The organism is Massilimicrobiota sp. An142, from assembly GCF_002160725.1.
Classification (GTDB): domain Bacteria; phylum Bacillota_I; class Bacilli_A; order Erysipelotrichales; family Coprobacillaceae; genus Allocoprobacillus; species Allocoprobacillus merdigallinarum.
Genome location: NZ_NFLD01000012.1, coordinates 47,021 through 59,294 on the forward strand (window position 1 = coordinate 47,021; position 12,274 = coordinate 59,294).

General features: G+C 31.5%; 11 protein-coding genes. 9 read left to right on the forward strand and 2 right to left on the reverse strand.

Translation table 11 applies throughout. The features are described 5' to 3' along the window. Positions 1-202: 202 nt before the first annotated feature. Positions 203-1,087: an AraC family transcriptional regulator gene (locus B5E87_RS06975; RefSeq protein ID WP_087244211.1), complete on the reverse strand. Its 885-nt coding sequence runs from the start codon at positions 1,085-1,087 to the stop codon at positions 203-205. A gap of 153 nt (positions 1,088-1,240) precedes the next feature. Here B5E87_RS06975 and B5E87_RS06980 point away from each other — a divergent pair, with 153 nt between their 5' ends. From B5E87_RS06980 to B5E87_RS07010, 8 genes are read left to right on the forward strand one after another with little or no spacing between them, the layout of a single operon-like run. Further along, positions 1,241-2,644: a carbohydrate ABC transporter substrate-binding protein gene (locus B5E87_RS06980; RefSeq protein WP_087244212.1), complete on the forward strand. Its 1,404-nt coding sequence runs from the start codon at positions 1,241-1,243 to the stop codon at positions 2,642-2,644. Positions 2,645-2,703: 59 nt separating this feature from the next. Then, the gene (locus B5E87_RS06985) at positions 2,704-3,600 is read left to right on the forward strand and encodes a carbohydrate ABC transporter permease (protein ID WP_087244213.1); all 897 of its coding nucleotides are present in this window, start codon (positions 2,704-2,706) and stop codon (positions 3,598-3,600) included. A 12-nt stretch (positions 3,601-3,612) separates the two neighbouring features. Next, a complete protein-coding gene (locus tag B5E87_RS06990) occupies positions 3,613-4,485 on the forward strand; it encodes a carbohydrate ABC transporter permease (RefSeq protein ID WP_087244214.1) in 873 nt (290 codons plus the stop codon). Positions 4,486-4,497: 12 nt separating this feature from the next. Beyond that, positions 4,498-4,665 (forward strand): DUF6903 family protein, encoded by a 168-nt coding sequence (locus tag B5E87_RS15195; protein ID WP_164483555.1) that lies wholly within the window; start codon positions 4,498-4,500, stop codon positions 4,663-4,665. Positions 4,666-4,675: 10 nt separating this feature from the next. Continuing rightward, positions 4,676-5,806: an ABC transporter ATP-binding protein gene (locus tag B5E87_RS06995; RefSeq protein WP_087244215.1), complete on the forward strand. Its 1,131-nt coding sequence runs from the start codon at positions 4,676-4,678 to the stop codon at positions 5,804-5,806. Further along, positions 5,803-7,956 carry a 1,3-beta-galactosyl-N-acetylhexosamine phosphorylase gene (gnpA, locus tag B5E87_RS07000; RefSeq protein ID WP_087244216.1) on the forward strand — a complete coding sequence of 718 codons (2,154 nt, stop codon included), beginning with the start codon at positions 5,803-5,805 and terminating at the stop codon, positions 7,954-7,956. Before B5E87_RS06995 ends, gnpA begins: the two co-directional genes overlap by 4 nt. Before the next feature lie 16 nt (positions 7,957-7,972). Next, positions 7,973-8,899 (forward strand): nucleotidyltransferase family protein, encoded by a 927-nt coding sequence (locus tag B5E87_RS07005; protein WP_087244217.1) that lies wholly within the window; start codon positions 7,973-7,975, stop codon positions 8,897-8,899. After that, complete coding sequence (locus tag B5E87_RS07010) at positions 8,892-10,001, forward strand: phosphotransferase enzyme family protein (RefSeq protein WP_087244218.1); 1,110 nt, start codon at positions 8,892-8,894, stop codon at positions 9,999-10,001. Before B5E87_RS07005 ends, B5E87_RS07010 begins: the two co-directional genes overlap by 8 nt. A 52-nt stretch (positions 10,002-10,053) precedes the next feature. On the opposite strand, the gene B5E87_RS07015 is transcribed toward B5E87_RS07010, so the two are convergent. Next, a complete protein-coding gene (locus B5E87_RS07015) occupies positions 10,054-11,313 on the reverse strand; it encodes a replication-associated recombination protein A (RefSeq protein ID WP_087244219.1) in 1,260 nt (419 codons plus the stop codon). A gap of 218 nt (positions 11,314-11,531) precedes the next feature. Here B5E87_RS07015 and dtd point away from each other — a divergent pair, with 218 nt between their 5' ends. Next, positions 11,532-11,984, forward strand: coding sequence for a D-aminoacyl-tRNA deacylase (gene dtd / locus B5E87_RS07020; protein WP_087244220.1), 453 nt, complete (start codon positions 11,532-11,534; stop codon positions 11,982-11,984). Positions 11,985-12,274: the final 290 nt, after the last annotated feature.

Below are 12,274 nucleotides of genomic sequence, written 5' to 3' on the forward strand. Positions count from 1 at the left end.
TCTTTTTATATGATAAATATGATATAAGGAAAAAGTAAGCATTGATAGATAGCTTTTTAAAACATGAAATCTATCATATGATAGAGTTTCTTTGTTTTTGAAAAATGAAAATGATAAAAAATGTACAATTTTATGAGAATAAAATTGTACATTGTTAAGTTTGTATTTGATATAGGATTGTTGATGATAAGGTTTTATGTTTTTATTCAATGGATTGAATAAGAAAGTTATCATGATCATTTTGATGCAATATTTCATCGTTTGTATTTGATTGGCGATATTGTAAAGGTGTTAAACCAAGAGTTTTTTTAAAAATTTGTGAAAAATAAGACTGAGAAGAAAATCCAACTGTTTCAGATATTTCTGAGATAGATAGACTGGATGTTCTTAAAAGTGATTGACACTCTTTAATGCGTCGCTCAATAAGATATTGAATAGGTGAAATATGCATGTATTTTTTAAACTCATGAGACATGTAATATTTATTCATTTTCATATATTGAGCAAGAGATTCAAGTGTTATATTATTTGCATAATTTTGATCAATGTATTGACAAATCATTTTTATTTCACGTCTTATAGGTAATGAAGATTGATGCGAATGAAGTTGAATGTTGAGCTTTCTAATAATTTTAAGTAATAAAAGTTCTAATAGTTTTTGACAGACAGTATCATATCCTATTTCTTTATTTTTACTTTCAACTAATAGATGCGAAAAATAATAACGAATATCACCACTATCCTTATTAAAGTTTTGATAAATAAAATGTGGATTGATTTCATCTATTTGAAATAATAAGTCTTTTACACCTAATACAACATATTCCAAAGGTTTATCTTCTTGCGAATTCTCATAATGGTACACATTAGGAGAAACAACAATGAGATCATTTTCTTTAATGGGAAAGGTTTTATTTTCAACAGTGAATTTGCCTCTTCCATTCAAAACAAAAAAAATTTCTGTAAAAGGGTGAAAATGTTTTAAAGATTTCCAATCACTTCCGTATTTAGAATGCGAAATATACATTAATTGTGATTTATGGTCAAAGAATTGATCATCAACGATATTGATACGATTACTGCTCATATTATATTCCTCTCTTTAGCTTCCTTTTTAATTATATCGCATTTTTAAATAATAGCAAGATATATAAAAAAATAAACAATTTCGATATAGATAAAACGCTTACATTTATATATATTGTTATTAGAAAGATATCATGGAGGAGGAAAATAACAGATGAAAATGAAAAGAATGTTATCTTTAGGTCTTTCATTATTAATGTGTGCGACATTAATTACAGGCTGCAGTAATAATAGTAGTACATCTAGTAATGAAAGTAAAACTTTAAAAATCGCCGGATTAGATGGTGGTTATGGAACAAAAGGTTGGGAAGAAGTTATTAAAAAGTTTGAAGAAAAAACAGGTGTTAAAGTAGAATCTACATTTGATAAAAAAATTAGTGATGTTTTAAGACCAAAAATGACTTCTGGAAAAGATGTTCCTGATATTATTTACTTAAGTGTTGGAGCAACTGGGGGATTAACTGATACACTTATTAAAGAAAAACAAATTGCTGATATTTCTGCGTTATTGGATGAAACAGTTCCAGGTGAAGACGTGAAAGTGAAAGATAAAGTTTTAACATCATTTGTTGAAGGAGCAACTGCTGATCCTTATGGTGATGGAACTTTACGTTTAGCACCACTTAATAATGCACCTTGTGGATTATTTTATAATGCTGGATTATTTAAAGAAAAAGGTTGGGAAGTACCAACTGATTGGGATGGAATGTTTGAATTAGGAGAAAAAGCAAAGAAAGAAGGAATTTACTTATTTACTTATCCAACTGCTGGATATTTTGATGCGTTCTTTACTTCTTTATTAAATGCAACTGCTGGTCCTGAAGTTTATGCTAAATTAATTGCTTATGATACAGAAGCATGGAAACTTCCTGAAGTTAAAGAAGCATTTGAAATTGTTGGAAAATTAAAAGATTATACATTACCTACAACAGTAGCAAATGCTAATGGTGATAATTTTGTTAAAAATCAACAAGCCGTTATTGATGGAGATGCATTATTTATTCCTAATGGAACTTGGTTACCTGGTGAAATGGCAGCAACGACACCTGAAGGTTTCGAATGGGGTATGACTGGAATTCCAGCTGCTAAAGCTGGTGGAGATTCTTATTCAACAAACTTTGTTGAACAAATGTATGTTCCTGAAAAAGCTGAAAACAAAGATCTTGCATTACAATTCTTAGCTTATTGTTATAGTGATGAAGCAGCAGACTTATTCTATAAATATGGTGCTTTAGATGAAGAAGCAATGAAAAAGAATGATGATGGTAAAGAAGTTTATAAAGCAGGATATTTAATTCCTATTAAAGGTTCTGAAAAGAGAGTAGCTGAATCAGATACATTTATGTATACATTATCTGAAAAAGGTATAAAAACAAATAGTGCAACATTCATGGCTGCTGAAGCTGTTGAAGGTGTGACTTTAACAGGTGAAACTGGTATTTTATTTGGATCAGTTAACTCTGTAATGAACGGAGATAAATCTGTTGATCAATGGTATCAAGAATCTGTTGATGCAGTTGCAAAAATCGCAGAAGCAAATGCAAAAGCAGACAAATAGTCAAAAAATATAGAAGGTAGGCGTTGGGAAAATCGCCTACCTTTTAAAGGAGGTATTTTATGAATAAAACTAAGGAAAAAAGACGTTTTGTGATTTTATGTCTTGCTCCAGCAGTTATTTTATTTGCTATATTTATGATTTATCCTACAATCAATGTCTTTTTAATGTCAACATTAAAATGGGGTGGATTTTCAGACATCAAAGAATTTGTCGGAATTAATAATTTTGTCATTTTATTTCAAGATATGAATTTTATTCGTGCGTTCCAAAATACAATATTTGTCATTGTCGTTGTGACAGTTTTTACTCTTGCTTTAGCCATTTTATTTGCTGCCATTTTGGTAAGAGAGAAATTGAAAGGTCAGAATTTCTTTAGGATTATTTTCTATATTCCTAATATATTATCTATTGTCGTTATTGGGGCCATTTTTAGTGCTATCTATGACCCTTCAACAAATGGATTATTGAATAGCTTTCTGAGTCTGTTTCATGGAGATGGTTGGATTGGTGTCCAATTTTTAGGTAATCAGTCTATTGTTATGTATTCCATTGCTTTTGCTTTAATATGGCAGGCTATAGGTTATTATATGGTTATGTATATGGCAAGTATGTCATCCATTCCAGCCCATTATTATGAAGCTGCTGAATTGGATGGATGTGGTAAAATCAAACAATTCTTTATGATTACGCTTCCTTTGATTTGGACAAATATTCGTACAACATTAACATTTTTCGTTATTAGTACAATTAACTTGAGTTTTTTACTTGTGCAAGTTATGACAACTGGAGGACCAGATGGAGCAAGTCGTGTTTTATTATTCTATCTTTACGATCAAGCATACAATAATGCAAGTTATGGATATGGTATGGCCATTGGGGCTGTAACATTCTTATTTTCTTTCTTATTAAGTGCTACGATTAATAAGATAACTGAACGTGATGAATTGGAATACTAGGGAGGTAGACATATGAAAAAAATGAGTACAGAAAAGTTATATAAAATATTTGTCTATGTAGCATTGATTTCTTTGGCTATTTCTATTATTGTTCCTGTTGCCTGGGTGTTTGTTTCTTCATTAAAAACAAACGCAGAGTTTCAAGGGAGTCCATGGACATTACCAATGAGTTTTTATTTTCAAAACTTTATTGATGCTTTTGAAAAAGCACATATGGCTGAATATTTATTGAATTCTGTGATTGTAACAGCATTAGGTTTGATTTTACTGGTTATCATTGCTTTACCGGCTTCTTATGTTCTAGCAAGATTTGACTTTGCTGGTAAGAAAATTATTAATACTTTATTTATGGCAGGACTTTTTATTAATGTTAACTATATTGTAGTGCCTATTTTCTTGATGTTATTAGATTGGGATGATGTGATTTATAATTTATTTGGTCAAACTTTCTTTTTGGATAACATATTTGTTTTAGCAGTTGTTTATGCTTCTACAGCTTTACCATTTACTATCTATTTATTAAGTGGTTATTTTAAAACATTACCAAAAGCTTATGAAGAAGCAGCATTTATTGATGGGTGCGGTTATTTTAAAACTTTAATTAAAGTTATGGCTCCAATGGCTAAACCAAGTATTATTACTGTTATTCTATTTAACTTTTTAGCTTTTTGGAATGAATATATCATTGCTTTAACATTAATGCCTGGGGCTTCAAAAACTTTACCAGTAGGGTTAGTCACTTTATCTAAAGGACAGATGGCGGCTGCCAATTATGGACAATTATATGCGGGTCTTGTGATTGTCATGTTGCCTACATTAATATTATATATCTTAGTTCAAAAGAAATTAACGCAAGGTATGACGCTTGGCGGATTAAAAGATTAGAGGTGTGAAAGTATGAGTCAAATAACAAAAAATATTATCGCAATTGTTTGTTTTGTTGTTTCCTTTATTTTAGTCTGTTATGGTCAAAGTCTGGTGGGATATACAGGTTTAGTTTTAGAGTTGATTGGTTTAGCAGGACTATTGATCTTGCTGTATATGTACAATAAAAAATATAAGTAGGAGGAATTATATGGCAACACTATCTTTAAAACATATTGATAAAATATATGATAATCAGGTACAGGCGGTTTTTGATTTTAACTTAGATATTGCCGATAAAGAATTTATTGTTTTTGTAGGACCATCTGGATGTGGAAAATCTACAACATTAAGAATGATTGCAGGATTAGAAGATATTTCTTCAGGAGAACTTTATATTGATGGTCAATTGATGAATGATGTAGCACCTAAAAATCGTGATATAGCAATGGTGTTTCAGTCTTATGCATTATACCCTCATATGACTGTTTATGATAATATAGCATTTGGATTAAAAATTGCAAAAGTTCCTAAGGATGAAATAGATAGACGTGTAAGAGCAGTAGCAAAAGCGATTGATATCGAACAATATCTAGATCGAAAACCAAAAGCATTATCTGGTGGACAAAGACAGCGTGTAGCATTGGGAAGAGCAATTGTTCGTGAACCAAAAGTCTTTTTAATGGATGAACCATTAAGCAATCTTGATGCAAAATTAAGAGTACAGATGAGAGTTGAAATTTTAAAAATTTATCAACAATTAGGAACAACTTTTATTTATGTCACACATGATCAAACTGAAGCGATGACAATGGGAACAAGAATTGTTGTTATGAAAGATGGTCGCATTCAACAGGTTGCAGCCCCAACATTTTTATATGAACATCCAATTAATAAATTTGTGGCTGGATTTATTGGAAGTCCGCAAATGAATTTTAGAGATGGAAAAATCGTTGAAAGAGAAGGCAAAATGTATATTGAACTTTCAGATATCAGTTTGGAAATTCCTGAAGATAAAGGAACAATATTAAAAGAAAAAGGATATATAGGTAAGGTTGTCACAATGGGCATTCGTCCAGAAGATATATCAACACATCCTCATTATATCATGTCACATCCTGAATCATCATTTCAAAGTGAAATCGATGTTGTAGAATTAATGGGTGCAGAAAGCTATATTCATATGACAAAAGATAATCAGCCATTTGTGGTGAAAGTTTCTGGAAGTACCGCTTTAAGAACTGGGGATCAGGGCTCATTTACATATTTGATGAATAAAGCACATTTCTTTGATAAAGAGAGTGAATTAAATATATTAGAAAATGGAGAAAAAGAATCATGAAAAATTATGGACGACTTACACTCCCTACTGATTTAGATGTTATTGATGAAACAATAGCACTTAAAGAAAGTCTAGGAGCTGATGCAATTAGAGATTGTGATGGAACGCAAATGCCACAAGAATTGTTGGATATGGATGCAAAGGTTTATGCTACTTATTATACAACAAGAAAAGATAATGAATGGGCACTTGCGAATCCTGAAGAAATTCAACAAGAGTATCTTATAACAGATCGTTATACAGCAAAACAGTCATCTTTAACAATTACTTTAATGAAAGGATTCCATACTGAACAGTTAAAGCCTAATTTTATTGATGACCCAAAAGTTTGGTGGGAAGTTATTGATCGTACGACAGGAGAAGTTGTTTCGCCTGATTGTTGGGAATATGATCAAGATCAAGGAACTGTTACAATACAAACAATCCCATATCATGTATATACAGTCAGTTTTTTAGCATTTTTAATTTGGGATCCTGTTCATATGTATAATTTTATAACAAATGACTGGAAAGATGCCCCACATCAATTGACATATGATGTGAGACAACCGAAAACACAAAAATATGTAAAAGAGAAATTGAAAAAATTCTGTGAAGATCATCCTCAAGTTGATGTTATTCGTTTTACAACTTTTTTCCATCAATTTACTTTAACTTTTGATGAACAAAAAAGAGAAAAATTTGTTGAATGGTTTGGGTATAGTGCTAGTGTTTCACCTTATATTTTAAGAAAATTTGAAAAATGGGCAGGGTATAAATTTAGACCTGAATTTATTGTTGATCAGGGATATCATAATTCATTGTTTAGAGTTCCATCAAAAGAATTTAAGGATTTTATTGAGTTTCAACAGCAGGAAGTTTGTCAACTAGCTAAAGAACTTGTAGATATTGTTCATAGTTATGGAAAAGAAGCTATGATGTTTTTAGGAGATCATTGGATTGGGACAGAACCATATGGTCCTTATTTTGAATCAATAGGACTTGATGCTGTTGTAGGCTCTGTAGGTGATGGAGTAACGATGAGGATGATTTCGGATATTAAAGGTGTTAAATACACTGAAGGACGTTTACTTCCATACTTTTTCCCAGATGTTTTCTGTGAAGGTGGCGATCCTATTGGAGAAGCTCATAATAATTGGCTAAAAGCACGTCGTGCTATTTTACGTAGTCCATTAGATCGTATTGGTTATGGAGGATATTTAAAGCTGGCGTTAGAATGGCCTGGATTTATTGATACAATTAAACATGTTGTAGATGAATTTAGAGAAATTCATCAGACTATTCAGGGAACTCAAGCATATGTATCTCCATTTAAGGTCGCTATTTTAAATTGCTGGGGAGCATGTAGAAAATGGATGAATAATCAAGTTCATCACTCAATTTGGTATCGAGAAATTTATTCTTATGTAGGAATTATTGAATGTTTAAGTGGTATGCCAATTGATATTGAATTTATTAATTTTGAAGATGTAAAAAAGGGTGCATTAGATCAATATAAAGTTATTATTAATGCAGGAGCACAATATACTTCATGGTCAGGAGCTGAGAACTGGATTGATGAAGAAGTTGTTACACGTATTAGAAAATGGGTAGATCAAGGTGGTGGATTTATCGGTGTCGGTGATCCAACAGCTTATCAATATCAGGGACAATTTTTCCAATTGAGTGATGTTTTAGGTGTTGATAAAGAAGTTGGTTTTACTTTGAGTCATGACAAATATAATCAAGTGAATTCAAATCATTTCCTATTAGAAGATATTGATGAAGAAATTGATTTTGGAGAAGGAATGGATGGAATTTATGCTCATGGTGAAAATTATCAAATTTTGAGTCAACATCATGGTTATGCACAGCTCGTTACTAATATTTACGGAAAAGGACGAAGTGTCTATTTCGCTGGATTGCCTTATTCACCACAAAATTGTCGTTTATTATTACGTGCTATTTATTGGGCTGCTGGTAAAGAGAGTGAAATGAAGAAATTTTATGTAAGTAATGTGAATACAGAAGTCGCTGCTTTTGAAAAAGTAGGAAAAATAGCTGTTATTAACAATACAACAGATTCACTATCAACGGATTTATATATTCATGGTGAAAAAGTAGAAACATTAGATTTAGAACCAATGGAATTAAGATGGGTAGAAATTTAAGAGAGGAGAATAATACATGGAAAAACCAGTTCTTGTCATTATGGCTGCAGGATTGGGAAGTAGATATGGTGGATTGAAACAAATAGATCCTGTTGACCAAGATGGACATATTATTATTGACTTTTCTCTTTTTGATGCCAAAAGAGCAGGATTTGATACAGTTGTTTTTGTCATTAAAAAAGAAAATGAAGACATTTTCAAAAATACGATTGGTAAACGTATAGAAAATATAATGCATGTTCATTATGCTTTTCAACAGATTGATGATTTGCCAGAAGGGTATCAGGTGCCTGATGGACGTTATAAACCATGGGGAACAGCACATGCACTTTATTGTTGTCGTCAATGGATTCATGGACCTTTTGCAGTGATCAATGCGGATGATTACTATGGCTTTGAATCTTTTCAAATGATTTATAATTATTTGGCTGGTCATCAAGATGATGAATTATATCGTTTGGCTATGGTAGGTTACTGTATTGAAAATACGCTGACTGAAAATGGAACAGTAGCACGAGGAATTTGTGAAGTTGATGAACAAAATTATTTATGTAGCATTACTGAGCGCACAAAAATTAAAGCTGATTTAAATGGTGCAATGTATCAGGAGGATGACCAATGGTTTGCAGTGCCTAAAGGAACAATTGTTTCTATGAATTTATGGGGATTTAGTCAAAAAATCATTGAAGAAATTGCTCAGGGATTTCCAACATTTTTAGATCAGAATTTAAAAGATAACCCATTGAAATGTGAATATTTTATTCCTGATGTTGTGAGTAGATTATTGCAGAAAAAAAAGACAACTGTACAAGTTTTAAAATCACCTGCTAAATGGTATGGTGTCACATATAAAGCTGATAAGCCAGTTGTGGAAGAAGCAATTCAACGTATGAAACAGCAGGGTTTATATCCTCAAAAGTTGTGGGGTATTTATGATGAATAATCATTTGAAAGTAAAAGAAGTCATAAACCAATTTGATTTTTCAGGCGAATTATTTACAATAGAACCATTTGGTAGTGGACATATTAATGATACTTATTTAGTTAAATTTAAAATAAAACATATGGGCATTGTTCCTGTTATTTTACAACGCATGAATACAAAAATTTTTATAAATCCTGAACAATTAATGGAAAATATTTTAAATGTTACAGCGTTTTTAAGAAAAAAAATTATTGAGAATGGTGGAGATCCAGAAAGAGAAACACTTACTGTTATTTTGGCAAAAGATGGAAAACCTTATTGTAAAGATAGTGATGGCGATTACTGGCGTGCTTATCATTTTATTGTTGGGGCAACGGGTTATGATGAAGTCAGAACAGAAGAAGAGTTTTATCAAAGTGGTTTAGCTTTTGGAAAGTTTCAAAATTTACTGAGTGATTATCCTGCGAGCACTTTACATGAAACAATTGCTGATTTTCATAATACAAAAGCTAGATTTGAAGTGTTTAAAACAGCAGTAGAAGAAGATAAAATGCATCGTGCAAAAGATGTGCAAGATGAGATTCAATTTATTTTACAAAGAGAAGATATAGCAAATATATTAACAGAAATGCAAGAAAACGGGGAACTTCCATTACGTGTAACTCATAATGATACAAAATTAAATAATATTTTGATTGATGATAAGACACATGAGGGCATTTGTATAATTGATTTAGATACAGTGATGCCTGGGTTGGTTGTTAATGATTTTGGTGATTCTATTCGTTTTGGTGCAAGCACTGCTTTAGAAGATGAAAAAGATTTATCAAAAGTTGAGTGTGACATGCATTTATTTGAAATATATACAAAAGGATTTCTTGAAGGTTGTCAAGGGAAATTGACATTATCTGAAATTAAAGCTCTTCCTATTGGGGCAAAAGTGATGACATTTGAATGTGGAATGCGTTTTTTAACTGACTATTTGCAAGGTGATACTTATTTTAAAATTCAATATCCAACACATAATTTAGTTCGTTGTCGTACTCAATTAAAACTGGTGTCAGATATGGAAAAGAAATGGGATCAGATGAATGAAATAGTAGCAAAGTATACAAATTAAGAAAATAAAAAAACATCTATTGTTTTGATTGATGATAAAACGATAGATGTTTTTATTTTTTGTTAAGTTCTTTAAGGTGATGAGTTCTTCCGTGTTTAAGTATACGACGATAGTTTTCAGCAAGTGCTTTTTCATAAGAACTTGTCATCCATGGAATATAAAATTGTTCTTTTTTGATTTGGTCAGGAAGATATTGAATATATTCCCAAAGTTCAGGACGATTATAATTATATTTTTCATCTTCTTCAAGTCCTACAGGTGTTAATCGTAAATAGTTTGGTGCTGGATAAGGGTGTTTAGCTAAAGATGCTAAAGCAGCATCAATAGCCGCTTCAGATGACTTCGATTTTGGTGATAGGCATAAATCAATAATAGCGCTTGCGATAGGAATGCGTGCTTCAGGGAAGCCAATAACTTTAGCTGCCTGAAAAGCGATGACGGTACGCATGCAGGCATTTGGATTAGCTAAACCTATATCCTCATATGCTGTTGTAATAACTCTTCTTTCTAAAGATTCTATGTCACCAGCTTCTATTAATTTTCCTAGATAGTACATTGCACCATTAGGGTCACTACCACGTATAGATTTTTGTAAACCACTTAATGTATCATAATATTGATCTTCATCTTTATCAAATTGAGCATTAGCCTTAAATAAAGATTTTTGAACAGTATCTAAAGTAATAAGTGAATCCTCAGAAAGAATGGTGCTGATTTCTAAGCAGTTATAAGCATAACGAATATCACCACTACTTAATTGAGCAATATATGATAAGATACCATCTTCAACTTGATATGCATTATTCAAACCATTTTCTGCAGTTAAAGCACGGTTTAATCCAAGAATAATATCGTCTTGACTTAAAGGTTTAACTTCTACTATCTGACAACGCGAACGAATGGCAGGATTGATAGAATGATATGGATTTGCTGTTGTACATCCAGCAATAATAAGTAATCCATTTTCAATATGGGGTAAAAGGTGATCTTGTTTATCTTTATTAAGACGATGAACTTCATCAATAATGACAAAGAGTTCACCGGAAAGTTTTGCTTCTTCAATGATTATATCCATTTCTTTTTTGTTTCCAGTGGAAGCATTAAAAAGGCGATATGGAATATTTAAATCGTTAGCTAGAGCTGATGCAATTGTTGTCTTTCCGCATCCAGGTGGACCATAAAGAATAGTCGACATAGGATGTTTCTTTTTAACAAATTGAGAAAATAAAGCATTTTCTCCGACTATATGTTTTTGACCAAGAACATCTTTTAAAGATGTTGGACGCATACGATGTGCTAAAGTTGTTGCCATAAAATCTTTCCTTTTTCTATGATTTTGATATAATGATTATAGCATTTTTCAAGGTATAAGGATAGGTGAAAAATGCGAAAATGAAATTTGTTGTGAATATTGATACTAAAAATATTTTATAGAGAAATGTACTCAATTGATTTGAATTAATGCAAAATTGGGTTTTGATTATAGGGTTTGTATCTCATTAATGGAGATACAGGAAAATGGAGGATATAATGAAAGTTGTCGTTCAAAGAGTTAAAGAAAGCAGTGTTACAATTGATGGGAGTGTATATGGACAAATACAAAAAGGATTTATGGTTTTGGTAGGTTTTTGTCAAGATGATACAAAAGAAATTGTCGATAAGATTGTTGATAAGATGATTGGCTTACGCGTTTTTGAAGATGAAAATGGGAAAATGAATCTATCTTTGCAAGATGTTCATGGGAGTATTTTATCTATTTCTCAGTTTACATTGTATGCGGATTGTAAAAAGGGAAGAAGACCTAGTTTTATTCATGCTGCAAAACCTGAATATGCTATACCATTGTATGATTATTTTAATGAAAAAATTAAAGAACACGGGATTGAGTTGCAGACTGGTGTATTTGGGGCTGATATGAAAGTTTCACTTATTAATGATGGACCAGTAACAATTATTTTAGATAGTCAGGAAATTTGTAAGTAAATTTATATTATAAATAAGAAAATTGAATGTTTTAAAGGAAAAGACGTTTATTTTCTAAGAAAAAAGTGATGATTAAACCATCAAAAAACAAAAAAACGAAAAAAAGTAAAAAAAAGACTTGCAAAGGCAAGGGATAGATGGTATTATAGATGAGCACTCGACGAGAGGGCACAGGGACATTGAAAACTGAACAGTAAACACGTCAATAAAGATAGGAAAAAAGAAAGAGTCAAGAAGACATGAAATTGTCTGAAGATAGAAAAGGACAATGGAGAGTTTGATCCTGGCTC